The sequence below is a fragment of the Lysobacter daejeonensis GH1-9 genome, from assembly GCF_000768355.1.
Lineage (GTDB): Bacteria > Pseudomonadota > Gammaproteobacteria > Xanthomonadales > Xanthomonadaceae > Aerolutibacter > Aerolutibacter daejeonensis.
The window spans coordinates 58,402-83,655 of record NZ_AVPU01000006.1; the positions used below are offsets into that span (position 1 = coordinate 58,402).

The 25,254-nt window shown below is 68.2% G+C and carries 22 protein-coding genes, 1 tRNA gene, 1 pseudogene and 1 riboswitch; of the genes and pseudogenes, 13 read left to right on the forward strand and 11 right to left on the reverse strand.

Annotation, left to right across the window (positions count from 1 at the left end):
* Positions 1-103 precede the first annotated feature (103 nt).
* Positions 104-499, reverse strand: coding sequence for a DUF3224 domain-containing protein (locus N800_RS05130; protein ID WP_036135541.1), 396 nt, complete (start codon positions 497-499; stop codon positions 104-106).
* Between the two features lie 165 nt (positions 500-664).
* Here N800_RS05130 and metF point away from each other — a divergent pair, with 165 nt between their 5' ends.
* The 5 genes from metF to N800_RS05155 all read left to right on the forward strand — a co-directional run bounded on the left by metF (position 665) and on the right by N800_RS05155 (position 5,363).
* Positions 665-1,498 (forward strand): methylenetetrahydrofolate reductase [NAD(P)H], encoded by an 834-nt coding sequence (gene metF, locus N800_RS05135; RefSeq protein WP_036135543.1) that lies wholly within the window; start codon positions 665-667, stop codon positions 1,496-1,498.
* A gap of 93 nt (positions 1,499-1,591) precedes the next feature.
* On the forward strand, positions 1,592-2,233 hold the full coding sequence (locus N800_RS05140; protein WP_036135545.1) for a hypothetical protein: 642 nt from the start codon (positions 1,592-1,594) through the stop codon (positions 2,231-2,233).
* A 120-nt stretch (positions 2,234-2,353) separates the two neighbouring features.
* Positions 2,354-2,917, forward strand: a complete 564-nt coding sequence (locus N800_RS05145) for a DUF4124 domain-containing protein (protein ID WP_052107938.1) — start codon at positions 2,354-2,356, stop codon at positions 2,915-2,917.
* Between the two features lie 103 nt (positions 2,918-3,020).
* Positions 3,021-4,292 carry a M12 family metallo-peptidase gene (locus tag N800_RS05150; RefSeq protein ID WP_036135546.1) on the forward strand — a complete coding sequence of 424 codons (1,272 nt, stop codon included), beginning with the start codon at positions 3,021-3,023 and terminating at the stop codon, positions 4,290-4,292.
* Between the two features lie 150 nt (positions 4,293-4,442).
* Positions 4,443-5,363 (forward strand): branched-chain amino acid transaminase, encoded by a 921-nt coding sequence (locus tag N800_RS05155; RefSeq protein WP_036135548.1) that lies wholly within the window; start codon positions 4,443-4,445, stop codon positions 5,361-5,363.
* Positions 5,364-5,474: 111 nt separating this feature from the next.
* Here N800_RS05155 and N800_RS05160 read toward each other — a convergent pair whose 3' ends face one another.
* From N800_RS05160 to N800_RS05185, 6 genes and pseudogenes are all read right to left on the reverse strand, one after another.
* Positions 5,475-6,806 carry a sensor histidine kinase gene (locus tag N800_RS05160; RefSeq protein WP_036135550.1) on the reverse strand — a complete coding sequence of 444 codons (1,332 nt, stop codon included), beginning with the start codon at positions 6,804-6,806 and terminating at the stop codon, positions 5,475-5,477.
* A complete protein-coding gene (locus N800_RS05165; RefSeq protein WP_036135723.1) occupies positions 6,793-7,476 on the reverse strand; it encodes a response regulator transcription factor in 684 nt (227 codons plus the stop codon). The genes N800_RS05160 and N800_RS05165 overlap by 14 nt, the downstream gene beginning before the upstream one ends.
* 498 nt (positions 7,477-7,974) lie before the next feature.
* A pseudogene (gene rimK, locus N800_RS05170) lies at positions 7,975-8,844 on the reverse strand (30S ribosomal protein S6--L-glutamate ligase); the annotation flags it as partial.
* Positions 8,841-9,317: an ATP-dependent zinc protease family protein gene (locus N800_RS05175; protein ID WP_036135728.1), complete on the reverse strand. Its 477-nt coding sequence runs from the start codon at positions 9,315-9,317 to the stop codon at positions 8,841-8,843. The pseudogene rimK and the gene N800_RS05175, both read right to left, overlap by 4 nt.
* A 161-nt stretch (positions 9,318-9,478) precedes the next feature.
* Positions 9,479-9,552: transfer RNA gene (locus N800_RS05180), tRNA-Gly, on the reverse strand.
* A gap of 73 nt (positions 9,553-9,625) precedes the next feature.
* Complete coding sequence (locus N800_RS05185) at positions 9,626-11,422, reverse strand: autotransporter domain-containing protein (protein WP_198032475.1); 1,797 nt, start codon at positions 11,420-11,422, stop codon at positions 9,626-9,628.
* Between the two features lie 229 nt (positions 11,423-11,651).
* Between N800_RS05185 and thiS the strand changes: the two genes are divergently transcribed.
* The 4 genes from thiS (at position 11,652) to N800_RS05205 (ending at position 15,647) form a co-directional block, all read left to right on the forward strand.
* Positions 11,652-11,852: a sulfur carrier protein ThiS gene (thiS, locus tag N800_RS05190; protein WP_036135554.1), complete on the forward strand. Its 201-nt coding sequence runs from the start codon at positions 11,652-11,654 to the stop codon at positions 11,850-11,852.
* A gap of 79 nt (positions 11,853-11,931) precedes the next feature.
* A riboswitch (cyclic di-GMP riboswitch) is annotated at positions 11,932-12,020 on the reverse strand.
* Positions 12,021-12,203: 183 nt separating this feature from the next.
* On the forward strand, positions 12,204-13,010 hold the full coding sequence (locus N800_RS05195; protein WP_036135556.1) for a thiazole synthase: 807 nt from the start codon (positions 12,204-12,206) through the stop codon (positions 13,008-13,010).
* A gap of 28 nt (positions 13,011-13,038) precedes the next feature.
* Positions 13,039-13,782 (forward strand): tRNA (guanosine(46)-N7)-methyltransferase TrmB, encoded by a 744-nt coding sequence (gene trmB, locus N800_RS05200; protein WP_036135558.1) that lies wholly within the window; start codon positions 13,039-13,041, stop codon positions 13,780-13,782.
* Positions 13,783-13,805: 23 nt separating this feature from the next.
* Entirely contained in the window at positions 13,806-15,647 is a 1,842-nt protein-coding gene (locus N800_RS05205) for an SLC13 family permease (protein WP_036135560.1), read from the forward strand.
* Between the two features lie 12 nt (positions 15,648-15,659).
* Here N800_RS05205 and N800_RS05210 read toward each other — a convergent pair whose 3' ends face one another.
* On the reverse strand, positions 15,660-16,013 hold the full coding sequence (locus N800_RS05210; RefSeq protein ID WP_036135562.1) for a Rieske (2Fe-2S) protein: 354 nt from the start codon (positions 16,011-16,013) through the stop codon (positions 15,660-15,662).
* 73 nt (positions 16,014-16,086) lie between these two features.
* Here N800_RS05210 and N800_RS05215 point away from each other — a divergent pair, with 73 nt between their 5' ends.
* The 4 genes from N800_RS05215 to N800_RS05230 all read left to right on the forward strand — a co-directional run bounded on the left by N800_RS05215 (position 16,087) and on the right by N800_RS05230 (position 19,172).
* Entirely contained in the window at positions 16,087-16,380 is a 294-nt protein-coding gene (locus N800_RS05215) for a hypothetical protein (protein WP_036135564.1), read from the forward strand.
* 81 nt (positions 16,381-16,461) lie between these two features.
* Positions 16,462-17,193 carry a fumarylacetoacetate hydrolase family protein gene (locus N800_RS05220; RefSeq protein ID WP_036135566.1) on the forward strand — a complete coding sequence of 244 codons (732 nt, stop codon included), beginning with the start codon at positions 16,462-16,464 and terminating at the stop codon, positions 17,191-17,193.
* 45 nt (positions 17,194-17,238) lie between these two features.
* Positions 17,239-17,646 (forward strand): large-conductance mechanosensitive channel protein MscL, encoded by a 408-nt coding sequence (gene mscL, locus N800_RS05225; protein ID WP_036135568.1) that lies wholly within the window; start codon positions 17,239-17,241, stop codon positions 17,644-17,646.
* A gap of 107 nt (positions 17,647-17,753) precedes the next feature.
* Positions 17,754-19,172, forward strand: a complete 1,419-nt coding sequence (locus N800_RS05230) for a M28 family peptidase (protein WP_036135570.1) — start codon at positions 17,754-17,756, stop codon at positions 19,170-19,172.
* Between the two features lie 98 nt (positions 19,173-19,270).
* Here N800_RS05230 and N800_RS05235 read toward each other — a convergent pair whose 3' ends face one another.
* The 3 genes from N800_RS05235 to N800_RS05245 form a co-directional block, all read right to left on the reverse strand.
* Positions 19,271-20,326 carry a TrmH family RNA methyltransferase gene (locus N800_RS05235; RefSeq protein WP_084087230.1) on the reverse strand — a complete coding sequence of 352 codons (1,056 nt, stop codon included), beginning with the start codon at positions 20,324-20,326 and terminating at the stop codon, positions 19,271-19,273.
* 13 nt (positions 20,327-20,339) lie between these two features.
* Positions 20,340-21,848 carry an alanine/glycine:cation symporter family protein gene (locus tag N800_RS05240; protein WP_036135573.1) on the reverse strand — a complete coding sequence of 503 codons (1,509 nt, stop codon included), beginning with the start codon at positions 21,846-21,848 and terminating at the stop codon, positions 20,340-20,342.
* A 276-nt stretch (positions 21,849-22,124) separates the two neighbouring features.
* Entirely contained in the window at positions 22,125-25,250 is a 3,126-nt protein-coding gene (locus N800_RS05245) for an efflux RND transporter permease subunit (RefSeq protein WP_036135575.1), read from the reverse strand.
* Between the last annotated feature and the right edge of the window lie 4 nt (positions 25,251-25,254).

The window sequence follows — 25,254 nt, forward strand, 5'->3', positions numbered from 1 at the left end:
ATCTCCAGCCCCGTCGGCAACGACGGTGGGATGGGCAACAAAACGGGCGCCTCGGCGCCCGTTTTGTTTGCGCGGCTTCCGCGCACCACCGCGGCGCGTAGGCTCAATCGCCGTCGTCGAAGGTGTAGTCGAACTCGTAGAAGTGCGTGCCATCGGCAATGGTGATGGCCATGCGGCCGTCGATCCCCGCCAGCCCTTCGGTGCCCGAGTCCGGCACCACCGTCAGCTGCAGCGTCGCCGCGCCCCGGTTCATCGTCCCACTGTGCTGCAAGGTGAAGCCGCCGGTTCGCCCCTCCAGCGTGGCCGTCACCCGCTCCAGCGCCACGTAGCCTGCCGAGCCATCCACCGGCGTGCGGGTAGCCAGCATCTGCCCTTCGCTGCGCCCGTCCAGTGGCCCGTGAAAGCGCTTGTCGATGGCCATCCGGCTGATGACCGCGGTCTCGGCCGCATCGGCCAGCGGCGTCAGCGCAACCTCGAATGTCCCGTTTACCTGACTCATACGCTTACCTGCCTCATACGCTGGCTCCCGTCATGCAGTCGGGGCGACCCGTGTCGCCCACCGCGCACCAATCTGCCAACGCAGTCGTTCAGTTGCCGTCAAATTAATATTGCTTCATCGCGATGAAGCGATATAATTACGGCCAATCCTGCCCTGGGCCCCCGCATGTCTTTCCCCATCAGCTTCGAGTTCTATCCGCCGAAGACCGACGAGCAGCGCGCGCAGCTCGACAAGACCGCCGCCAAGCTGAAGGCCCAGTCGCCGGATTACGTCAGCGTCACCTTTGGCGCGGGCGGCTCCACGCTCAGCCACACGCCCGAGGCCATCCAGCACCTGCGCGGCCGCCACGGCTACGACGCGGCCCCGCACATCACCTGCATGGGCGGCTCGCGCGAGGAAATCCGCGGGTTGCTCAAGCTGTACAAGGCACTGGGTGCGCGCCGCCTGGTCACGCTGCGCGGCGACCTGCCCTCGGGCATGGTCAGCCCCGGCGACCTGCGCTACGCCAGCGAACTCGTCGAGTTCATCCGCAACGAAACCGGCGATCACTTCCACATAGAAGTGGCGGCCTACCCGGAAACGCATCCGCAGGCACGCGATGCGCACGCCGACATCAAGGCCTTCGTCACCAAGGTCAAGGCCGGCGCCAACGGTGCCATCACCCAGTACTTCTACAACGCGGATGCGTACTTCCGCTTTGTCGACGACGCCCGCAAGGCCGGCGTGGACGTACCGATCGTGCCGGGCATCATGCCGATCTCCAATTTCAGCCAGATCCGCCGTTTCTCGGAGCTGTGCGGCGCCGAGATCCCGCGTTGGGTGGCACAGCGCATGCAGGCGTACGCCGATGACGTGGACAGCGTGCGTGAGTTCGGTGCGGAAGTCGTCGCGCAGTTGTGCAGGCGCTTGGTCGACGGCGGGGCACCCGGCCTGCATTTCTACACGCTTAATCTGTCGAAACCGACACTGAACGTATTGGCGCGAATCGGCGCGGTTTGAGCAGGGTTCAGCCCCGGAGGCACTTTTCACACGGCACGTTGACGACTACGCGGGGAGCATGCACGTACCCCCACGTTGTTAGTCGCACTTGCCATGAAAACGCTTCACGCCACTGCTGCCGCTGCCCTCACCCTGCTGGCCGCATCGATGCCTGTCGCAACGCCGGTCAACGCCGGCACCGGCATCCAGCGTTGCCAGGCAACTGACGGCACCACCATCTACACCGACAAGCCCTGCTCGGTTCACGGCGCCACGGCGACGCCGATGTCCGGTGAGCTGATGACGCGCATCGCGCGCGAAGAGGCGATGGCCGAAGCGCATTACGATCTCGCCGATGCCAGCCAGCTCCTCGCCCCCGCCGTCGCACCGGGCCGCCGCTCGGCCGCTGCCGGTTGCGCACGCTCCGCCACGCAGCTGGCGATGGACCTTCGCGGCGCATTCGCACTGGGTGACATCAATCGCATCGCCGAGAGTTTCCAATGGGCGGGCATGACACACCGCGAGGGTCAGATGGGCATGGAACGTATCGACCGCCTCAATGACACACCGCTTATGGACGCGCGCTACCTGGATGCCACGCTGGGGCCGGCCGGCCTGCAGTTGGCCGACGCCTCCACCAGCTCCGGCGACGCGGGCGCCGGGATCATGCAGCTGTGGTTTGGCGACGGCGGCGAGCAGCGCATCGTCGACCTGGACGTGAAGCGTTATCAGGGCTGCTACTTCGTGGAATTCTGACCGACGTCGCATTGCGAAGCGCAGACTCGGTGCGCCCGGTCTGAACCCGGGCGCAACCACGGCGCCGAATCGTCGATAAGCGCACTGTTCGGCGCTGGAAGCGGGCGCTACCCTGCGCCGATGCCACGCCATCCCGCCGCCTTCCTGGTCACGCTGCTCGCGGTCGGCATCGGCGCGGGCGCGTCTCCCGCGCCCGCGGTGGCAAAGGTGCACCGCTGTACCGCCGAGGATGGGCGCACCACCTACACCGACAAGCGTTGTCGCGACATCAACGCCGCGGACGCACCGCCTACACCGGCTGCGCCGGGGGCCGTGTCGAAAGGCATGCGCGCCGCCCGTTGCCCGCACAACGTGCAAGACCTCATCTTTGAAGTCACCAGCGCCATCGACAGCCGTGACGCGAACCGGCTCGCCGCGTTGTACCACTGGCCCGGCCTGTCCAGTGACGAGGGTTACCGCATCCTGGACCGCCTGGCCATTATCGTTGATCGCCCGCTGGTGGACGTATCCGCGGTGATGCCATCCTCGCCCGAAGGCGTGGATGGCGAGTACTACCCACAGACCACGGTGCGGCAGGCACCGGTGGGGTTGCGCGTGGAGCAGACGCTGGACAATGGCAGCACCCCGGCGCGCACGTACTTCGGCCTGCGCCGCCACCTCGACTGCCTGTGGATCAGCTTCTGACCGGCACGGGCATGTTGCAGCGCAACTTGTCGGCCAGCCCCTCCTGAACGACCCTTGGCGGCGCACGACGGATTCGTGCGTCACCATTCGGGAAATCCAAACCATGAACCACACCCTTCGCATTGCCGCGGGGCTGGCCGGCTTCGTGCTCGCCGGCTCGGCGGTCGCGGCCGGCAAGCCGCTGTTCGTCGCCCAGTCCAACCACGCCGACGCCCGCAACGAGCGCGTGCTCGAGACGCTGCTGGCCAACCCCAGCACCCGCGACCTGCGCATCGTCTCCGTGGATGCCAGCGCCAGCGACAGCAGCCAGATCGAACTGCAGCTTGGCGGCCGTCGACTGACCGTCGACCGCGCCCGCAGTGAGCGCACGGCACGAGGCAGCACCGTTTGGGTGGGCCACGTCCGCGACACGGCCACCCAGCGCGGCTATGCCCCGCGCGACACGACCGCCGATCCGCTCAATGACGTGGTGCTGGTTCGCCACGGCGACGCGATCACCGGCACCGCGCGCGTCGCCGGCCAGCTGTACCGCATCCGCCCGCTGCCCAGCGGCGAGACGGCGGTGATCGAGGTTGATGAATCGCGCATGCCGGCCGACCATCCGGCCAATGCCTACCAGCAGATTTTCGACGCCGCAGCGAAGAAGGTCACCGCCAGTGGCAAGCCGTGCCGCACCAATTGCGGCGGCGGCGGTACGCCGGTCGACCCGGGCCCGACCCAGACCATCCGCGTGATGGTGGTGGCAACCAACGATGCGATCACCGCCTACGGCGGCGACATGCAAGCGCTGGTGGAGCTGGCCGTGGCCGAGTCCAACCAGGGCTACGTGAACTCCAACGTGGGCATCAACATGGTGCTGGCCAACTATTCGACCACCACGTATGCCACGGCGGGCATGAGCACCGACCTCAGCCGTTTCCGCAGCACCACCGACGGCTACATGGACGGCATCCATGCCACCCGTGACGCGAATGCCGCTGATGTGGGCGTTCTGGTCAATAACGATGCCTCGTCGTGCGGCTTGGCATCGGGCATCGGCTCCACCGCCTCCACCGCGTTCGCCGTCGCCTATTGGGACTGCATCACCGGCTACTACAGCTTCGCGCACGAGGTGGGCCACCTGCAGTCGGCCCGCCATGACCCGGCCGCTGATCCGACCACCTCGCCGTACGCGTATGGCCACGGCTATCGCGCCCCGGACAACGGCTGGCGGACCGTCATGGCCTACAACTGCACCGGCGCCGGCTGCCCGCGCCTGAACTACTGGTCCAACCCGGCGGTGACCTACGGCGGCGTGCCGATGGGCACCTACGACAAGAGCCACAACCAGCGCGTGCTGGTGGAGACCAAGGCAACCGTCGCCGGCTTCCGCTGATCCAACCACCATCCGCTGTCCTGGCGCCGCGCGGCTTACCCGCGCGGCGCTTCTGTTTCCGCCGCGGTGAACGCCTTTTCTGGTGCAATCGCCCAGCCAGCGCGTCCGCCAAGCAGTAAAATGCCGCTTTTCGCCCACCGAGACGCTGGCATGAGCATGCAATACCCTGAATGGATCTGGCACAACGGCGAGATCAAGCGTTGGGCCGATGCCACCACCCACGTGATGGCGCATGCCCTGCACTACGGCTCCTCGGTATTCGAAGGCATCCGCTGCTACGAGACGCCCAACGGCCCGGCGATCTTCCGCCTGACCGACCACAACAAGCGCCTGTACGCCTCGGCCCGCATCTATGACATGCCGATGCCCTACGACCTGGCCACGCTCAACGCGGCCTGCCGCGAGGTCATCAAGAAAAACGACCTGACCAAGGCCTACCTGCGTCCGTTCGCCTACCGCGGCCTCGGTGGTTTTGGCCTCTCGGCCGACACCCCGGTGGAGATGTCGGTGGCTTCGTGGTTCATGGGCCCGTACCTGGGCGACGGCGCACTGGAAGCCGGCATCGACGCCTGCGTGTCCAGCTGGCAGCGCTTCGCGCCCAACACCATCCCGGCCGGCGCCAAGGCCGGCGGCAACTACCTGTCGGGCCAGCTGATCGCGCGTGAGGCGCGTCGCCTGGGCTTCGGCGAAGGCATCGCGCTGGCCTCCACCGGCCTGCTGAGCGAAGGCGCCGGCGAGAACCTGTTCCTGGTGTTCGATGGCGCGCTGCACACCACGCCGGTCAGCGCCGCGCTGCTCAACGGCATCACCCGCAATACCATCATCACCCTGGCCAAGGATGCCGGCATCGAGGTGGTGGAGCGCGACATGCCGCGCGAGTACCTGTACCTGTGCGACGAGCTGTTCATGTGCGGCACCGCCGCCGAGATCACCCCGATCCGCTCGGTCGACGGCCGCCAGGTCGGCGCCGGCCACGCCGGCCCGGTCACCCGTCGCATCCAGGAACTGTTCTTCGGCCTGTTCGACGGCCGCACGGCCGACAAGCACGGCTGGCTGGAAATGCTGGACTGAGGCACCCGGGAGGTCGCCCGCACGGCACCTCCCGGCTGGTCGGTCACATCGAAGGACGCGCTCGACCCGCAACGCCGCCGGTGACCCCGGCGGCGTTGCCGTTTCCGCCCCTCAGCGCACGAAGGTCAGGGTCGCGACCACACCCCGCTCTTCGCCCGGGCGCACGCTGACGTTCCAGCCGTACAGGTCGCAGAGCCGACGCACGATCGACAGGCCGATGCCGCCGCCCTGCGAGTGCCCGGCATGGGTGCCGCGGTAGCCGCGTTGGAACAGCTTGGCGGCATCCTCCGCGCTCAGCCCCGGCCCGGAGTCGGCCACCTCCACCGCGTGGCCATGGAACCGCACCACGACCTCGCCACTGGGCGTGTACTTCACCGCATTGCCGATGAGGTTGCCCAAGGCCACGGCGACTGCCGCCTCGGGCGCATCCACCACCAAACCGCGCTCGCCCTCAAGCCGCAGTTCCAGCGCCTTGCCGCCCAACTGCGTGCGATGCACATCCAGCAACTGCTCCGCCTGGCGCGCCACATCGGTGGCGCCGTGGCCACGCTCGTTGCGCGACAACAGCAACAGTGCGCTGATCAGGTCGGTGCACTGCTGCTCGGCGCGCTGGATGCGCTGCAGGCGGCCGCGGGTCTTGTCATCCAGCTCCGGCTTGGACAGCAGCAGTTCCACCGCGCCACGGATCACGGCGAGCGGCGTGCGCAGTTCATGGCTGACGTCGGCGTTGAACTCGCGGTCGCGCTGCACCACCTCGGTCAGCCGCTCGGCGTAGTCGTCCAGCGCGGCGGCCAGCTGGCCCACCTCGTCGTCGGGGAAGTGGCTGGCCAGCGCTTCGGCCTGCGCGGTGCGGCCGGAACGCTTCAGCCGCGTCGCCAACTCCGATACCGGGCTCATCACCCGCGAGGCCGACCACCAGCCCACCAGCAGCGACAGCAGGGTGAACACCACGACCGAACTGTAGATGGCCCGATTGAACTGCATCTCGCCGCGCATCGACTGGGTCATGTCGTAGGCGAGGAAGAACCATTCGTCCGGCGTCTTGCGCACTGCCAGCTTGTAGGCAAACGGGCTGCCGTCCGGGTTGATGCCGGTGATGCTGTGGATGCCGTCGCCCAGTTCGTACCAGTCGGGCTGCTCCAGGCGCAGCGCCTCGAAGTTCTCGCGCTTCACCACGCGGCCCAGCATCTGCTGCACGCCAAACTCGGGCTTCTGGTCGGGCTTGGCAAAGTACTGGCGCGCGTACTCGTCGATGTTGCGGTTCATCACGTCTTCGACCAGCGTGTTCTCGACCCTCGTGCGGGTCCAGTTGGTCGCGAACGCGAACAGCATCGTCAGCCCGAAGCCGAGCAGGACGAAGCCGAGGATGATGCGGCTGCGCAGCCGCCTGCGGTAGCGCCGCCGATGGCGACGCGGCGCGGGAGCCGGGTCAGCTGGCGCCATCGGGTGGGGCGATGCGGTAGCCGATACCGTGGCGGGTCTGGATCATGTGCTCGCCGAAGGGCTTGTCCAGCACCGCGCGCAGGCCGTGGATGTGCACGCGCAGGCTGTCCGAGTCGGGCAGCTCCTCGCCCCACACCCGCGTCTCCAGCTCCTGCCGGGTGACCACCGCCGGCGACGCCTCCATCAGCGCCTGCAGGATCTTCAGCGCCGTCGGGTTGAGCTGCAGCAGCTTGCCCTGGCGCCGCACTTCCAGCGTGTCCAGGTTGTATTCCAGGTCGCCCACGTTCAGCACGCGGGTCTGCACGCCGCGCCCGCGGCGCGCCAGCGCGTTGAGGCGGACTTCCACCTCCTGCAGCGCGAAGGGCTTGATCAGGTAATCGTCCGCGCCGGAATCGAAGCCTGCCAGCTTGTTGTCCAGGCTGTCGCGCGCGGTCAGCATCAGCACCGGCGTCTGCTTGCGCGCCTCGTTGCGCAGCTTGCGGCACACCTCCAGGCCATCGAGGCCCGGCAGGTTGAGGTCGAGCACGATGGCGTCGAACTCGTGCACCACGGCCAGGTGCAGTCCGGTGATGCCGTCGGCCGCAAAGTCCACGGTGTGCCCGCGGTCCTCGAGGAAGTCGCCAAGGTTGGCGGCAATGTCCTGGTTGTCTTCAATGACTAGGATGCGCATCGAGTCGTCCTGTAGGTGGGTCATTCGACCGCGTTGCCGCGCCCGGGTTCCGATCACCGCGATGGCAATGTCGCCATCGTGCGACACGATTCTGCCAGAGTGTCCGTCAGTATCCGCTTCATGCGCGCTGCACCGGTATACGTTGCAGTGGAAATGGTGCAATCGGCAAGCGGTGTGCGCAGGAAAACAAAGACCCAGACGTGGGATCGCCACGCCTGGGCCAAAAGGTGTTGCCCCGATACCGAAGCGCGCTGTCCCGGGTCATACCTGACGCGGAGAGGCAAAGCTGCGGCAGGGATGAGCGTACTCAGGAAGCGATTAAAGCGCCGTTAAAACGGCATGACCGCCTTCGCTGCAAGGCCGTCAGGCGCGCCGGGCCCGCCTGGCGCGCTTGGACGCACCAGGCGTCGATAATCGCCCATTTTCTTCTAAAATGCTGTCTTCGACTGATAACTTAGACTTCTGCGCCTTGGTTCGCGTCGACCGCATTATTGTCGCAACGGACTGCGAGACGTAATCCACTACCGCCCCGGCCACATCCACCCCGGACGCCTCCTCGATGCCCTCCAAGCCCGGCGAGGCGTTGACCTCCAGCACCAGCGGACCACGCGCGGAGCGGATCAGGTCGACGCCGGCGACGCCCAACCCCAACGACTGGGCGGCACGAATTGCGGTCTCCTGCTCCATGGCGGTCGGCTTGACGCCCTTGGCCTGGCCGCCGCGATGCAGGTTGGAGCGGAAGTCGCCCTTGGGCGCCTGGCGCTTCATCGCCGCCACCACCCGGTCGCCGACCACGAAGCAGCGCAGGTCCGCGCCCTTCGCCTCGGCGATGAACTCCTGCACCACGAACTGCGCGTATAGCCCGCGCAACGCCTCGATCACCCCGCGCGAGGCCGAGAGCTTCTCGGTCAGCATCACCCCTGCCCCCTGGCTGCCCTCGTTGAGCTTGATCACGTGCGGCGGCGGCCCGAGCATCGACAGCAGGTCAACGGTGTCGTCCGGGTTGTCGCCAAACACGGTCGCCGGCAGGCCGATGCCCTGCGCCGCCAGCAACTGGTGGCTGCGCAGCTTGTCGCGCGCGCGCAGCACGGCGTCGGACGGGTTGGGCGTCCAGGTGCCCATCAGCTCGAACTGACGCAGCACGGCCGAGCCATAGCGGGTCACGGACGCGCCCACGCGCGGGATCACCGCGTCGATGCCACGCAGCTCGCGGCCCTTGTAATGCATGTGGAAACCGTCGCTGGCGATGCGCATATAGCAGCGCAGCGGATCCAGCACTCGCACGGTGTGGCCGCGATCGCGCGCCGCCTCGACCAGCCGCCGGGTGGAGTAGAGCTTGGTGTTGCGCGAGAGGATCGCGAGCTTCATGACAACGGCATCCCGGGGAACATTGAAGACGGCGCAGCGACAGGGCGCGCCCGCCCGTGGAGGAAAGAACGCGCCGGATCGACGGTGAACGCGCGCGCCATCGCGGTCCGGCCGAGCAGCATTGGGAACAGCATGCCGTGGCGGTCGGCGAGGTTCATCTCGATCTCGCGCTCGATGCCGCCCAGCACCAGTGTCGTACGCAGGAAGGCCCGCAAGGTGCGATGCCCACCGGAATCAGTGACCGGCCGCTCGTCCCAGATCGGCGCGGCGACTTCGACCGCCGCCTGCCCCGGCGCCCCGGGACTTACCCGGAAACCCACCCACGGCACGCCCTGCTCACGGAACCGCCATTGCGCATCCACGTGCAACGCCGAGGTGCGCGCGCCCGAGTCCACCTTGGCCCGCACCGCGTCGATGCCCAGCCCCGGCAGCGACACCCATTCCCGCCACCCCAGCACGACCGTCGTTCCCATGGCGCCTCCCAGCATCGTCCGACCACGCCATCCAGCATCCCGCCGCATGAATACACTGCGATGAATCCAATGCGTCCGGCCCGCATCGCCAGGCGCGGCGCGCCGCTGCCTGCAAACCAAAAACGGCGGTCAACCCCGAAGGAGCTGACCGCCGTTGGATCTGGAGCGGGTGATGGGAATCGAACCCACGCTAGCAGCTTGGGAAGCTGCAGTTCTACCATTGAACTACACCCGCGACACGACAAGTCTATGCCGCGGGCCACGCGCTTGGCAACGCGGCGCCCAGCTCGCGGGCGCCGCGCAAGGGCTTAGAAGCCCATGCCCACCGAAGCGAACACGGTGGCGTGGTTGCCGCCTTCCTGACCCACGGTGAGGCTGGTACCGACGTTGGCATCCATGCCCAGCAGCTGCGTGCGCGCACCGAAGGTCAGCGTGCCGTAGGACTGGTCAAAGCTGTGGCCCGGCACCGCGTACGGCAGCGTGTTCGGCATCGACTGCAACTGCGCGAAGGCCTGCGCCGGCGCGTCCTCGAACTCCTTGTCCCAAGTGACGCGCGCGTAGGGCTTCAGGTGCTCGTGGATGGTGCCGCTGACCTGCCAGCCGGCCGAGCCGATCAGCGAGTCGAAGCTCTGCTCCGGATAGGCGAGCGAGGTCGACAGCGCCGCGTCGTTTTCCGCGAATGCGTCGATCTCGATCTTCTGCGACAGCACCGCGATCACCGGACCGTGGCGCAGCGAACCTTCGCCGAACTCCCAACCGGCGCTGGCGCCGAAGCTGATGTTGCTGCCGTCGACCGAGGCCGAATGGGTGCGGGTCACCGGACCGAGGACCACGTCGCGGTCGGTGTCGAAGCCCAGCTGGGTGTAGCTGGCCTGCGCGTTGGCCCACAGGCCGCCGTCGGCCTTCCAGCCGATGAAGCCGCCGAGGCTGGCGTCGGACTGGTCGAAGCTACCGCCACTACGGCCCCAATCCTGCGCCTGCTGGCCGTAGCCACCGAACGCGCCGAACACCACGTTGCCGCGGGTCCAGTTGGCGCCCACGCTCAGGGTCGGGCCGGCACCGTCGTAGGTGTCGCCTTCGCCGTATCGCTGGAAGTCACCGCGCACGTCGGCCCACCAGCGCATGCCGTCGGCTTCAGCCGGCACCAGCTGCGCGGCGACGCGCTCGGCGCGCGCACGGCCGACCACCGAGGCGGCGTTGGGCAGCAGCGCCATCTGGCGGGGGCCTTCGATCACCGACACCACGTACTGCGACAGCATCTGGTGGGTGCGGGTGGTCGGGTGCACGCCGTCGGCGAACAGGTAGGTGTTGGGCGCATCCGGCGTGACCAGGCTGGTGGGGTTGCAGGTCAGCGAGTTCGCGGTGATCTGCGGCTGGCAGGCGGTGCCCGTGATGTTGGTGAAACCATAGGTGCCCGGCGACGCCATGATCTCGCGCAGCAGGTTGAAGGTGTCGATCGGGATCACGCGCAGACCATTGCTGGCGAGGCCGCCAAACAGTGCGTTGTTGTACGAGGTGGACAGCGCAGTACCGCTGGCCTGCGCGCCCGGGCCCTGGGCGCGGAAGGCCGGGGTCGCACCCAGGTCGGGCACGGTCGGCACCAGGATGTACTGCGCGCCAGCGCCGGTCAGACGGGCGACGATGCCGATCTCCGCGCCCACGGCCGCGGCGATGGTGGTCTGCGGATCCGCGCCGGCATTGGTGATGGCGAACAGGTCGTTGGCGCCACCCCACACCGTGTACAGCGCGCCGGCATCGGCGCGACCGCCGGTGGCGGTGAGGTAATTGTTGACCTGCGTCGCCAGCGAGGGAATCGGGCCCAGCGCACCGGTGGAATTGACGCCCACGCGCGCGCCGCCGGCGGCGTAATTGGTGCCGGTCTGGCCATTGCCGTTGGCGGAGGCGGTCGTGCCGTAGTAGTCCGCCACATGCTGCGCCCACACGTAACCCGGGTTGGTGGTGAACTGGCCGGTCACGGCGCGCACGCTGGCGGGCAACAGCGGGCGGAAATAGCCTGCATCGGTCAGGCTGTCACCGAAAAACACGGTCTGGGTGAAGGTCTGGGCGAAAGCAGGAGCGGCGGCCAGCAGGAGCGCGGCAGCCAGGGCGGTACGGACAGGCTTCTTCATTCAATTCCCCGAATTGGTGTTGAGGTGTAACTGACGATCGTTGCCACGCGACGGAATCCCCACCGTACCCGCGCGGATGGCGCATCGAAACATGTCCCCGGTCACGGAACAAGGTGCACCGCGACATTTCCTTAACATTCCGCACCTCCATCGGCCCGACGGACCTTCACTGGCCCTGCCACGGACAAGCGACGACAATGCGCGGATGGATATCCTCTTGAACGGTGAGCCGCGCGCGCTGACGGCGCCCGCCTCGGTGCTGCAGCTGTTGCAGGCCGAAGGGCTGGAAAACCGCCGCGTGGCGGTCGAAGTGAATGGCGAGATCGTGCCGCGCAGCCGCCACGCCGAGTGGACGCTGGCTACGGGTGATCGCGTGGAGATCGTGCACGCACTCGGCGGCGGCTGAGGCCCCACGCCGGGGAATGCTCCCCCAAGAGGCTTTGAGCCCAAGGGCATCAAGCTCAATGCGGACAGGCGCCGCGAGGTGAGGTAACCCGGCCGCCCGCCACTCCTCCTGAGCGTCCGGACCCGAAGCTTTGCGAAGCTGGCTACGCCAGCCGTGCCATTTCGTACCTCGCGGACCTGCCGCGGGCCGCGATCTGCGCCGGGTACAGGGGGGAACGCCGGCGATGTGGATGCGCTGCCCACTTACCAATACGGGTTAGCCCCAACGATCCGGCCATCGGCACTGGCGGGACCGCGCGTGCGCGACCACCGGAGCACTTCGGCCGACGGGCGGCACTGGTAACATACTGGCATGACCCTGCACGCCCCCCTCCCGCTGGCCGACGATACGCTCGTCATTGCCGGCAAGCCCTACCGTTCCCGCCTGCTGACCGGCACCGGCAAGTTCACCGGCCTGGAGCAGACCCGCCTGGCCACCGAGGCCGCGGGCGCGGAGATCGTGACTGTTGCCATCCGCCGCACCAACATCGGCCAGGACCCGGGGCAGCCCAACCTGCTCGACGTGCTGCCGCCGGACCGCTACACCATCCTGCCCAACACCGCCGGCTGCTACACCGCCGATGACGCGGTGCGCACCTGCCGCCTGGCGCGCGAGCTGCTGGACGGTCACAAGCTGGTCAAGCTGGAAGTGCTGGGCGACCAGAAGACGCTGTACCCCGACGTGGTGGCGACCCTGGCCGCCGCCGAGTTGCTGGTGAAGGACGGCTTCGACGTGATGGTCTACACCTCCGACGACCCGATCCTGGCCAAGCGCCTCGAGGAGATCGGCTGCGTGGCGGTGATGCCGCTGGCCGCGCCGATCGGCTCGGGCCTGGGCGTGCAGAACAAGTACAACCTCATCGAGATCATCGAGAACGCCAACGTGCCGATCATCGTCGATGCCGGCGTCGGCACCGCGTCCGATGCGGCCATCGCAATGGAGCTGGGCTGCGACGGCGTACTGATGAACACCGCCATTGCCGGTGCCAAGGACCCGGTGCTGATGGCGCATGCGATGAAGCTGGCGGTGGAAGCCGGCCGCGCCGCGTTCAAGGCCGGCCGCATCCCGCGCAAGCGCTTCGCCAGCGCCTCCTCGCCCATCGACGGCCTCATCGGCTGAGGCGGCATTGCCCGCCACCCCTTGAACCATGACTGATCCGTTCAACAGCGACGGCGCCAAAGTGCCGCCCAAGCCCTTTACCGTCGAGGAAGGGCACCGCCGCATCCGCAGCTTCGTGCTGCGCCAGGGCCGCTTCACGCCAGCGCAGCAGCGTGCGTTCGACGCGCTGTGGCCGCGCTTCGGCCTGGACTACGCCGGCACGCCGAAGGACTTCGGCGCCGTGTTCGGCCGCCAGGCGCCGCGCGTGGTGGAAATTGGTTTCGGCAACGGCGAGGCGCTGCGGTTTGCCGGCGCCAACGACAAGGCCCGCGACTTCATCGGTCTGGAAGTGCACGCCCCTGGCGTGGGCCGCGTGCTCAACGCGCTGGCCGAGGATGCCTCGGACAACGTGCGCGTGTACCACCACGACGCGGTGGAGGTGCTGGAGAACGAGATCGCCGACGGCAGCCTCGACGAGATCCGCATCTACTTCCCGGACCCGTGGCACAAGAAGCGCCATAACAAGCGCCGACTGGTGAACCCGGCGTTCGCCGCCCTGCTGGTGCGTAAACTCGCGCCCACGGGCCGCTTGCACCTCGCCACCGATTGGCACGACTATGCGGAACAGATGTGGGACGTGCTCGACGCGACGCCCGGCATCAGCAACCGTGCCGGCCCGCGTGGCTCGGTGCCGCGTCCGGAATGGCGTCCGCAGACCCATTTCGAGACGCGCGGCCAGAAGCTCGGGCACGGCGTGTGGGATCTTGTCTACGACCGTGTCGCGGACACCTGACCTGAGAGCCTGACCCGAACGGCATGGACGACACCGCGCTGACGCTCACCACCGACATGATGCTCGTGCTCGGGCTGGTGGGCTTCACGATGGTGATGTTCCTGTTCGAGCGCATCCGCGCCGACGTGGTGGCGCTGGTGGTATTGGTGATGCTCGGCCTGGCCGGGCTGGTGGCGCCGGAGGAAATCTTCAACGGCTTCTCCTCCAACGCGGTGATGAGCATCATCGCCACGATGATCCTGGGCGCGGGGCTGGACCGCACCGGCGCGCTCAACCGCCTGGCCGGCTGGCTGCTACGGCGCGCGCACGGGGTGGAGGCGCGGCTGATGCTGCTGACCGGCGCCGTGGCCGGCATCAACTCCTCGATCATGCAGAACCCGTCGGTGATGGCGCTGTACCTGCCCGTCGCCTCGCGGCTGTCCTCCCGCACCGGCCTGACCCTGCCCCGCCTGCTGCTGCCGATCGCGGCCGCGATCGTGATGGGCGGCGGCCTGACCATGGTCGGCAATTCGCCGCTGATCCTGCTCAACGACCTGCTGCTGGCCGCCAACGGCAACCTGCCGTCCGGCGCGGCGACCATCGAACCGCTGAAGATGTTCGCGCCGTTGCCGATCGGCCTGGCCCTGCTGGCCGGCTCGCTGGCCTACTTCCACTTCCGCGGTGGCAAGCTGGAACGCGAGGACGATGGCACCGGCGCCACGCCCGCGCGCACCCAGAGCTATTTCGCCAAGGCCTACGGCATCGAGGGCGACGTCTACGAGCTGACCGTCACCGCCGAAAGCCCGCTGGTGGGCATGTCGCTGGGCGAGGCCGAGGCATTGCACAACGCCCCGCTGCTGCTGGCACTGAAGACCGGCGACGACGCGCGCCTGGCCCCGCCGGCCGACACCCGGCTGTGGGTGGGCAGCGTGCTGGGGGCGATGGGGCCGAAGGAGCAGGTCAGTGACTTCGCGCAGAACCAGTTCCTGCGCCTGAGCGCCAGGCTGCGCAACTTTGGCGACCTGTTCAATCCCAGCCGTGCCGGCATCGCCGAGGCGGTGATCCCGGCCACGTCCAAGTTCATCGGCAAGACCGCGCGCGCGCTGGCGCTGCGTCGACAGATGGGCCTGGACCTGCTGGCGGTGAACCGCGACAAGACCGTGCTGCGCGAGAACGTGCGCGATGTGCCACTGCGCGCCGGCGACATGATGGTCGTCCACGGCATCTGGACCGACCTGGCCGAGACGGCCAAGTCCAAGGACCTGGTGGTGGTCACCGACTACCCCAAGGGTGAGCAGCGTCCGCACAAGCTGAAGATCGCGCTGGGCATCTTTGCGGTGGCGATGCTGCTGGCGTTGTCGTCACGCCTGCCGGTGTCGATCGCACTGATGACGGGCGTGGCCGGCATGCTGATCACCGGCGTGATCAACATCGACGAGGCCTACGCGTCGATCAACTGGAAAACGGTGTTCCTGATGGCCTGCCTGATCCCTCTGGGCTGGGCGATGGACTCCAGCGGCGCGGCCGCATGGGTCGCGGGACACAGCATCGAGCAGTTCCCCTCTGGCACGCCGGCGTGGGTCATGCAGTTGGCGCTGGCATTGCTGACGACGGCGTTCTCGCTGGTGATCAGCCACGTGGGCGCGACCATCGTGATGGTGCCGCTGGCGATCAACCTGGCCCTGGCGGCCGGGGGCAACCCCACCGCCTATGCGCTGATCGTGGCGCTGTCGGCGTCCAACAACTTCATGACCGCGTCAAACCCGGTGATCTCGATGGTCACCGGCCCGGCCGGTTACACCGGCAAGGAACTGTGGCAGGTGGGCGGGCCGTTGTCGCTGATCTACACGGTGATCGCGGTGGTGATGGTCAACCTGATGTTTTGATTTCCCGCAGGACTACGCCAGGAATACCGCCCCATCGCGAACCACGACCGGCACCGCGCGCAACGCCTCGCCGCGGCAGGGGCCCGCGACGCACTCGCCACCACCCAGCTCGAAACTGGCCCCGTGTGCGGCGCACACCAGTAGCCCGTCCTTGCTGCGCAGGAACTCACCCGGCGCCCAATCCAGGCGGCGCCCGGCATGCGGGCAGATGTTGAGCCAGGCGCGCACCGCACCGCCCTCCCGGTAGAGGATCAGCGACTCCGCGTCACCGTCGAGTACGACCTCGATCTCGGCAAAGCCACCCTCGGAAATGTGATCCAGTGCCAGCAATGGGCGGGGGTCGGGGGTCGTGTTTAACAATTCCATCACACCTCTGCCGGAAGGGGTGGACGATACTTCGGTGACCGGCGCATTGCGCCATTGTGTCACGACGTACCGAATGTCCGCCCAAGCCTTCCGTTTCGACAGCTTCGCCTTCCAGTCCCGCGTGCGCTCCGCGTTCGAGCCGCGCAAGCCGCGCCACCGCCTGCTGCGCTTTGCCTTGGGTCTCGTCGGGCTGGGCCTGGTTCTGGTGCTGCTGGCCTTCAGCCTGGTGATTGGCGCGGTCATGATCGGCGGCGGTCTGCTCTATCGCCTGTGGGCACGTCGCGGCAAGCGCGTCGCACGCCCCGCCAACGTGGTCGAAGGCGAGTACCGCGTGGTCACGCCGCAGGCGCTGCCGCAGAGCCATTGACGCACACGGGCAGCGACAAAGTCGCTGACGATCGGCGCGCGGCGTAGCACACTAGCCGCTTCGCCCCCAGTTCGAGTCTCCATGAGCGACGTCATCCCGGCGGCCAGCACGCCGCGCGTTCCCGTCCGCCTCGGCGGGCAGGTCTCCGCCTCCTTCCCGGTCCGCCGCATATTCTGCGTGGGCCGCAATTTCGCCGACCATGCTCGCGAGATGGGCGCGGCGGTCCCGGCCTCCGCCGCCGCGCGCGGGCAGCCGGTGTTCTTCTGCAAACCGGCCGATGCGCTGGTGCTGGATGGCCAGGTGCCCTACGCCCGCGGCACGCATGACCTGCACCACGAGGTGGAGTTGGTGGTGGCACTGGGAGCCGATGCACCCGATGGCATCCTCGACCCCGCGCGCGCCGAATCGCTGGTCTATGGCTATGCGGTCGGCCTGGACCTGACCCGCCGCGACCTGCAGGGTGCTGCCAAGGCCAAGGGGCTGCCATGGGACACCGGCAAGGCCTTCGACCAGTCCGCGCCGATCAGTGCGATCGTGCCTGCGGCCGAAGTCGGTGCGCTGGCCGGCCGTTCGCTCACGTTGGTCATCAACGGCACGCAGCGCCAGCACGGCGCGTTGAGCGACCTGATCTGGACCGTGCCGGAGATCCTGCACGAGCTGTCCAAGCTGTTCGCGCTCAAGGCCGGTGACCTGGTGTTCATGGGCACGCCGGCGGGCGTCGGCCCGCTGCAGGTGGGCGATGCGTTCGCGGCCTCGCTGGACGGCGTGGTGGCGCTCGAGGGCCACGTGACCCCACCGTCCGGCACGGTATAGTCGGCCGCGTCACCCAACATCCCACTCCAAGGAGAGCACCCGCCCATGGGCATGATCAGCGAGTTCAAGGAATTCATCGCACGCGGCAACGTCGTCGATCTGGCGGTCGGCGTGGTCATCGGCGCCGCCTTCGGCAAGATCGTCACCGCCCTGGTCGATGGCATCGTCATGCCGATCGTCGGCGCGACGACCGGCGGGGTCAGCGTCAGCGACTGGAAATACGTGGTCAACCCGGCGCAACTGGATGCCGCGGGCAAGGAAGTCGCGGCCGAAGTGGCGGTGAAGTACGGCATGTTCCTGCAGACGGCGATCGACTTCGTGCTGATCGCCCTCGTGATCTTCCTGTTCCTGAAGGCCTACAACCGCATGCGCAAGCCCGCCGAGGCCGCTCCCGCCGGCCCGAGCGAGGAAGTGCTGCTGCTGCGCGACATCCGCGATGCGCTGAAGAAGTAAGCCTCCCGCCCCGCATGCCACCAAAGTGGCATGACCGGTGGCACAGCACGCTGAAGCCACGGGTTGCTACGCTCGTGGCTTCGTCGTTCTTGCCTGAGGCATCCTTAATGCGCGTCCTGTCAGCGGCCATCGGCGCCGTCTTGGCCACGGCCACCCTGCTCGCCCCGTCCGCTGCCGCCCAACGCGAGACCCGCATCCCCGAATCCGCCATCGCCACCGCGAGCCAGCTGCGCGAGGCCGCGTTGGCCAGCGACCTGGGCTACCGCGTGACCGAATCGCTGACCACCGAGGTGGGGCCGCGCATGGCCGGCAGCGACGGTGACGCCCGCGCGGTGGCGTGGGCACAGGCCAAGTTTCGCGAGCTGGGCTACGACAAGGTGTGGGTCGAGCCGGTGACCTTCCCCAAGTGGGAGCGCCGCGCTGAACATGCGCAGGTGCTGGGGGCGCATGCGCAACCGCTGGCGCTGACCGCGCTGGGCGGCAGCCCGGGCGGCACGGTGGAGGCCGAGGTGGTGCGTTTCGCCGACCTCGCCGCGCTGGAGGCGGCGCCGCCCGGCTCGCTCGCGGGCAAGATCGCCTTCGTCGACTACCGCATGGAGCGCGCGCGCGATGGCAGCGGCTACGGCCCCGGCTCGCGCGTGCGCAGCCGCGCGCCATCGGTGGCGATCACCAAGGGCGCGATCGGTTTCCTGATGCGTTCGGCGGGCACCGATTCCCATCGCCAGCCCCATACCGGTATCACCCGCTTCGACGATGGCCTGACGCCGATCCCGTCGGCCGCCCTGTCCGTGCCCGATGCCGCGCAGCTGACGCGCCTGCTGCAGCGTGGCCCGCAGCAGGTGCGCATGAGCCTGGATTGCGGCTGGACCGGTACCGCCACGTCCTACAACGTGATCGGCGAGATCCGCGGCAGCAAGCGCCCGAATGAGGTGGTGCTGATCGGTGGCCATCTGGATTCGTGGGACCTTGGCACCGGGGCGGTGGACGATGGCGCGGGCGTGGGCCTGACCATGGCCGCCGGTGCGCTCATCGGGCAACTACCCAAGGCTCCGGCGCGGACGGTCCGCGTGGTGGCCTTTGCCAACGAGGAACAGGGCCTGTACGGCGGCAAGGCCTATGCGCAGCAGCATGCCAAGGCGTTGCGCCAGCATCAGCTCGCGGCCGAAAGCGATTTCGGCGCGGGCCGCATCTACGCCTACTCCAGCTCGGCACCGGCGTATGCGCAGCGCGCTGACCGGCAGATCGCCGAAGTACTGGCGCCGCTGGGCATCGCGCATGTGCCCGGCGAAGGCGGCCCTGGTCCGGACATCAGTCCGTTCGCCGCGGACGGCTTGGCGTGGGCACGACTGGCACAGGACGGCAGCGACTACTTCGACCTGCACCACACGCCCGACGACACCTTCGACAAGATCGACCCGCAGGCGTTGGCGCAGAACGTGGCGGCGTACGCGGTGTTCGCCTACCTGGCCGCGCAGGCCGAAGGCGACTTTGGCAGTGCGCCAAAAGAGGCCAAGACGACGGACTGAACGGCCTGCATGCACCAATGAAAAACGCCCGGCTTCAAGCCGGGCGTTGTCGTTGGCGGAGCCTGCAAACGAGGGCGGCTCCAGCGATCAGGGGAGCATCAGGGTTCGCGCTGGCGTGCGCGCCATGCCGCCAGCAGCACCGCCGTCGCCGAGGCGACGTTGAGGCTCTCCACGGCGCCGGTCCCGGGGATGGAGACCTGCAGGTCACAGGCAGCGGCCAGTTCGCGGTCCATGCCCTCGCCCTCGGCGCCCACCACGTACACCACGCGCTGCGGCAGTTCAGTGGCGAACACGTCGCGGCCGCCTTTGACGACCGTCGCAGCCAGGGTGAAGCCAGCGCCGCGCAACTGCGCGAGGGCGTTGTCCGTGCGGCCCAGCCGCACCATCGGCACGTGCTCGGCGCCACCTTCGGCCACTCGGGCGGCAGCCCCCGACAGCGCCAGCGGCGAGTGCTTGGGCAACAGCACCGCGGACACGCCGAAATGTGCGGCCGAGCGCAGGATCGCGCCCAGGTTGTGCGGGTTGCCCACGCCGTCCAGCCAGATCGCCAGTTGCGGGCCGGCCGGCAGGTCGCGCAGCCAGGTGGACAGGGATTCGGGCTCGGCGCGCAACACGTCCGCGACCACGCCTTCATGGTGGGCGCTGGCCGACAGCTTCTCCAGGTCGGCGTCCTCGACCACCCGGTAGCCGACGCGATGCGCCACGCACCACGCCAGCAGCGGCTTGAGCGCGGGGATGCGCGACTCGGTCAGGTACAGCTTGCGGATGGCATCGGGGCGTTTGGCGAACACGGCGTGCACGGCATTGAGGCCGTACAGCCGCAGCTCGCGCGGGCCGCGAGGGGCGGCGGTTTCGACACCCGGCTCGGACGCTGGCCACTCCGGCGATTCGGCGGCGGGGCGCCCGCGTGGCGGCAGGTCACGGGCACGCGTCGGGGTGGCGCCACGCGGGGCGCGTTCCGCCCACGGCCGGTCACCGCGATCCGCAGGTTCGGCGGAACGCGGTCGTGCAGGCCGCTCACCCGATTGCGACCGGTCCGACTGCCCGGCCGAACGCGGGCGTTCCGCGCGGTCACCCCACGGGCGTGAGGGCCCGTCCTGCCGCGGTGGTTGGCCGCGGCCCTGGCCGGGGCGAGGGGGGCGACGCTCGCTCATCGTTGCTGTCCGATCACGCGTTGCCACCACCCGGACGACGCCAGAACTCCGCATTGCGGATGCCCAGCGCGTCCGGATCAAACACCGGTTCCTTGCCCGCCTTCTTCTGCATCTCGTAGTCGCGCAGCGCCAGCATTGCTGGCTTGTGCAGGATCAGGATCGCGATGATGTTCAGCCACGCCATCAGGCCCACGCCGATGTCGCCCAGCGCCCATGCCTGGGTGGCGTTGTGGAAGGCGCCAAACACCACCATCGCCATGATGCCCAGGCGCAGCAGCAGGATCGCCAGCGGATGCGTGCGACCGGTGCCGGCCACGTAAGTCAGGTTGGTCTCGGCCATGTAGTAGTAGGCCATGATCGTGGTGAAGGCGAAGAAGAACAGCGCGACCGCCACGAAGCCGGCGCCCCACCCCGGGAGAATGGATTCCACCGCCGCCTGGGCAAAGCCCGGGCCCGGCTCCACGCCGGGCAGGGCGTTATGCAGCATCGCCGCGCCATCGGGCGCATGCACGTTGTACATGCCCGAGGCCAGCACCAGGAACGCCGTGGAGGTGCACACCAGCATGGTGTCGATATAGATGGCGAAGGCCTGGACATAACCCTGCTTGGCCGGGTGCGAGACCTCGGCCGCGGCAGCCGCGTGCGGGCCGGTGCCCTGGCCTGCCTCGTTGGCATACACGCCACGCTTCACGCCCCACTCCACCGCCAGGCCCAACAGCGCGCCGAATGCGGCATGCGTACCGAAGGCGCTGCTGAAAATCAGGCCGAACATCTTCGGCACCTGCTCGGCGTTGAGCACCATCACCGTAAGCGCCATCAGGATGAAACCGGCGGCCATGAACGGCACGACCACTTCGGCGAAGTTGGCGATGCGCTTGACGCCACCGAAGATGATGACGGCCAGCATCAGCGCGACGCCCAGGCCGATGCCCAGCTTCAGCGCCTCACGCGCCGGCATGCCCATCCACTGTCCGTCCATCGCGCCGCACAGCGCCGTGCCCTGGCAGGCATTGGCCGCGCTGTCGGCGATGGCGTTGGCCTGCACGCCCGGCATCAGGAAGCCGGTGGCGATGATGGTGGCGAACGCGAACAGCAACGCGTACCACTTCAGGCCCATGGCCTTCTCGATGTAGTACGCCGGGCCGCCGCGGTAGCGCCCTTCGGCGTCCTTGACCTTGTAGATCTGCGCCAGGGTGCATTCCACGTACGAGGTGGACGCTCCCAGGAAGCCCATCACCCACATCCAGAACACCGCACCGGGTCCGCCAAAGGCAATCGCGGTGGCGACACCGGCGATGTTGCCGATGCCGATGCGGCCAGCCATCGACATGGCCAGCGCCTGGAACGAGGAGACGCCCGCCGCGGAGCTCTGCCCGGTGACGGTGAGCCGGAACATCTCCACGAAGCCGCGTACCTGCATGAAGCGCGTGCGGATGGTGAAGAAGATGCCGGCACCCAGGCACATGAAGATCAGCGCCTTGCTCCAGATGATGTTGTTGATTGCCGCGAGCAGTGATTCCACCGATGACTCCCCGAAAAGTGGCGCGCGCCCCCGGACGCGCGGTCAAGGCGCCCAAGATACCCGCATTGGGGGTGCGGACGGTACGGTTTGGGATGTGGATCAGCCCCAAAGGCCAGCATTTGCCGGCGCGGCCGTCGCCGATTCGTACCCATGGCTCGGCTTTCAACGGCGCCAGATGCCCGGCGCATGGGCTCAGGGCACCGAAAGGCGCCCCGGCCCGCCATTCAGGCCTACAGTCAAAGCGCGACATTCAGCCGCGCCGGTCGGCTCCGGTTGTCAGGCGTGCCCGCCGGCCTGAGGCGTGGTCGCCTCCAGTTGCTCCAGTTCACGCGTCACCGCCTCCGGCGAGCGGGTATAACGCGCCAGCAGCACGTAGAACACCGGCACCACCACCAGCGACAGCAGCGTGGAGAACGACACGCCGAAGATCACCACCACGCCGATGGTGGCGCGGCTGGCCGAGCCCGGGCCGCCGGCCAGCACCAGCGGCAGCGCGCCGGCCACGGTGGCAATCGAGGTCATGAGGATCGGGCGCAGGCGCACGGCCGAGGCTTCGACGATGGCGTCGTGGATGCGACGGCCTTCGTCGCGCAGCTGGTTGGCGAACTCGACGATGAGGATGCCGTTCTTGGCCGCCAGGCCCACCAGCATCACGATGCCGATCTGGCTGAACAGGTTGAGCGTGCCGCCGGTAAGCCACAGGCCCAGCAACGCGCCCAGCACGCCCAGCGGCACGGTCAGCATGATCACCAGCGGGTGGATGAAGCTCTCGAACTGCGCCGCCAGCACCAGGAACACGATCAGCAGCGCCAACGCGAAGGTCAGCAGCACCGCGCCACCGGCCTGCTGGTACTCGCGCGACTCGCCCTTCCAGTCGATCTGCGCGTGCTCGGGCAGTTCCTCGCGAACCACGCCTTGCAGCCACTCGATCGCGTCGCCCATGCGGTAGCCCGGCGACAGGCCCGCGCTGATGGTGATGGCGCGCAGGCGGTTGAAGCGGTTCAGGCTGCCCGGCTCGGCCAGTTCGCGCAGCGTGACCAGGTTCGACAACGGCACCAGGCTGCCATCGCGCGCACGCACCTGGATTGCGGCCAGGTCGGCCGGCGAAGCGCGGCCTTCCTTGCCGGCCTGCACCACCACGTCATACTCCTCGCCGTCCTGCACGAACGTGGTGACGCGGCGGCTGCCCATCATCGACTCCAGCGCGCTGCCGATGGCGGTCACGCTGACGCCCAGGTCGGCGGCACGCTGACGGTCGATGTCGACGCGCATCTGCGGACGCGTTTCCTTGTAATCGGAGTCGACCGAGAACAGGCCCGGGTTCCGCTCCATGCGCGCCAGCAGGCGGTCGCGCCACTGCGCCAGCTCGGCATAGTCCGGGCCGCCCAGCACGATCTGCACCGGTTGGCCACGGCTGCGCACCAGGCCGGTGCGTACCGACGGGTTGGCGCGCACGCCGGGCAGCTTGCCCAACTCGCCGCGCAGGCTGTCGACCACGTCGTTGGTGCTGACGTCGCGCTTGTCCCAGTCCTGCAGGAACACGATCACCTGGCCGGTGTGCATTTCCTCGCTGGCGCCGAAGCCGCCCGGCACCCGTGTATTCGCACGCTGGATCGGCTGATCGTCGCCGGTGTGTGCGGCCAGCACCGTCTCCACCTGCTGGACCTGGTCCACGGTGTAGTCAAAGCCGGCGCCTTCAGGGCCGACCACGGAGACGAAGAACGCGCCCCGGTCCTCCGGCGGTGCCAGTTCCGACGGCACCAGCTTGAACAGCAGCGCACTGACCGCCAGCGCGGCGAGCATCAACCCGCCGAAGAACCACGGACGCTCGACGCTGCGGTCGAGGAAGCGTCGATAGCTCACGCCAACCGCGTCCAGCCGCGCGTTGACCCAGCGGTTGAGCGCGAGCGATTTTTCTTCTTTATGCGGCCGCACCAGTTTGGACGACATCATCGGCGTCAGCGTCAGCGCCACGAAGGCCGAGATCGCCACCGCACCGGCCAGCGCCACCGACAACTCACGGAACAGGCGGCCGGTGTTGCCTTCCATAAAGCCCACCGGCAGGAACACCGCCACCAGCACCGCCGTGGTCGCGATCACCGCGAACGCCACCTGCCGCGTGCCACGCGCGGACGCCACCAGCCGGGGCTCGCCGAGGTCGGCGCGGCGCTGGATGTTCTCCAGCACCACGATGGCATCGTCCACGACCAGACCGATGCACAGCACCAGCGCGAGCAGTGTCAGCAGGTTGATGGAGAAACCGAACAGGTACAGCGGGATGAACGCCGCCACCAGGCACACCGGCACCGTCACCGCCGGGATCAGCGCCGCACGCACGCTGCCGAGGAACAGCCAGATCACGATCAACACCAGCGCGATGGCTTCGAACAGCGTGTGGTACACGCGCTCCACCGAGGCCTCGATGAACACCGTGCTGTCGAAGGCGACGAAGATCTTGGTGCCCTGCGGCAGGCTCGGCTGGATGCGTTCGGCTTCGGCGCGCACCGCCTTGGCCACGTCCAGCGCGTTGGACGTGGATGTCTTGATGATGCCCAGACCAACGTTGGGCGCACCGTTGCTGCGGAAGTAGGCGCGGCGCTCGGCCGAAGCCAGCTCCACCTTCGCCACGTCGCCCAGGCGCACGACGTAGCCGTCGTTGCCCTTGCGCAGCGGCATCTGCGCGAATTCCTCGGCGCGCTCGTAGCCCCGGGCCACGCGCAGGGTGAAGTCACGGTTGGCCGACTCGATGCGGCCGGCGGGCAGTTCCACGTTCTCGGCACGCAGGGCGCTTTCCACGTCGCCAACGGTGATGCCGCGCGCGGCCAGCGCGTCGCGGTCCAGCCAGACGCGCATCGCGTAGCGCTGGCCACCGCCCAGGCGCACCTGCGCGACACCGTCGATGCTGGAAAGGCGGTCCACCACATAGCGCTCGGCGTAGTCGCTGAGCTCCATGGTGTCCATCTTTTCCGAGTTCATGTTGAGCCACATGATGGTCTCGGCATCGCTTTCGACCTTCTCGATCTCCGGCGCGTCGGCCTCCTCGGGCAGGCGGTCGACGACGCGGCTGACTGCGTCGCGCACGTCGTTGGCCGCGGCTTCGATCTCGCGCTCCAGGCTGAATTCGATGGTGATGCCGGAGCGGCCGTTGACGCTGCGCGACTCGATGGTCTCGATGCCTTCCGTGCCGGCCAGCGCATCCTCCAGCACCTGGGTGATGCGGGTTTCGACCACCGCGGCCGAGGCACCGGGGTAGCTGACCGACACCGATACCACCGGCGGGTCGATGGCGGGCAGTTCGCGCAGGGTCAGGCGCGAGAACGCCATCACGCCCAGCACGATCAGCAGCAGACTCATCACCGTCGCGAAGACGGGGCGGCGGATGGAGATGTCGGAGAGCAGCATTGGC

Excerpts from the sequence above, each read along its gene's own strand:
- N800_RS05130 (WP_036135541.1), bottom strand. The coding sequence starts at position 499 with ATGAGTCAGGTAAACGGGACATTCGAGGTTGCGCTGACGCCGCTGGCC.
- metF (WP_036135543.1), top strand. The coding sequence starts at position 665 with ATGTCTTTCCCCATCAGCTTCGAGTTCTATCCGCCGAAGACCGACGAG.
- N800_RS05140 (WP_036135545.1), top strand. The coding sequence starts at position 1,592 with ATGAAAACGCTTCACGCCACTGCTGCCGCTGCCCTCACCCTGCTGGCC.
- N800_RS05145 (WP_052107938.1), top strand. The coding sequence starts at position 2,354 with ATGCCACGCCATCCCGCCGCCTTCCTGGTCACGCTGCTCGCGGTCGGC.
- N800_RS05150 (WP_036135546.1), top strand. The coding sequence starts at position 3,021 with ATGAACCACACCCTTCGCATTGCCGCGGGGCTGGCCGGCTTCGTGCTC.
- N800_RS05155 (WP_036135548.1), top strand. The coding sequence starts at position 4,443 with ATGAGCATGCAATACCCTGAATGGATCTGGCACAACGGCGAGATCAAG.
- N800_RS05160 (WP_036135550.1), bottom strand. The coding sequence starts at position 6,806 with ATGGCGCCAGCTGACCCGGCTCCCGCGCCGCGTCGCCATCGGCGGCGC.
- N800_RS05165 (WP_036135723.1), bottom strand. The coding sequence starts at position 7,476 with ATGCGCATCCTAGTCATTGAAGACAACCAGGACATTGCCGCCAACCTT.
- N800_RS05175 (WP_036135728.1), bottom strand. The coding sequence starts at position 9,317 with ATGGGAACGACGGTCGTGCTGGGGTGGCGGGAATGGGTGTCGCTGCCG.
- thiS (WP_036135554.1), top strand. The coding sequence starts at position 11,652 with ATGGATATCCTCTTGAACGGTGAGCCGCGCGCGCTGACGGCGCCCGCC.
- N800_RS05195 (WP_036135556.1), top strand. The coding sequence starts at position 12,204 with ATGACCCTGCACGCCCCCCTCCCGCTGGCCGACGATACGCTCGTCATT.
- trmB (WP_036135558.1), top strand. The coding sequence starts at position 13,039 with ATGACTGATCCGTTCAACAGCGACGGCGCCAAAGTGCCGCCCAAGCCC.
- N800_RS05205 (WP_036135560.1), top strand. The coding sequence starts at position 13,806 with ATGGACGACACCGCGCTGACGCTCACCACCGACATGATGCTCGTGCTC.
- N800_RS05210 (WP_036135562.1), bottom strand. The coding sequence starts at position 16,013 with ATGGAATTGTTAAACACGACCCCCGACCCCCGCCCATTGCTGGCACTG.
- N800_RS05215 (WP_036135564.1), top strand. The coding sequence starts at position 16,087 with ATGTCCGCCCAAGCCTTCCGTTTCGACAGCTTCGCCTTCCAGTCCCGC.
- N800_RS05220 (WP_036135566.1), top strand. The coding sequence starts at position 16,462 with ATGAGCGACGTCATCCCGGCGGCCAGCACGCCGCGCGTTCCCGTCCGC.
- mscL (WP_036135568.1), top strand. The coding sequence starts at position 17,239 with ATGGGCATGATCAGCGAGTTCAAGGAATTCATCGCACGCGGCAACGTC.
- N800_RS05230 (WP_036135570.1), top strand. The coding sequence starts at position 17,754 with ATGCGCGTCCTGTCAGCGGCCATCGGCGCCGTCTTGGCCACGGCCACC.
- N800_RS05235 (WP_084087230.1), bottom strand. The coding sequence starts at position 20,326 with ATGAGCGAGCGTCGCCCCCCTCGCCCCGGCCAGGGCCGCGGCCAACCA.
- N800_RS05245 (WP_036135575.1), bottom strand. The coding sequence starts at position 25,250 with ATGCTGCTCTCCGACATCTCCATCCGCCGCCCCGTCTTCGCGACGGTG.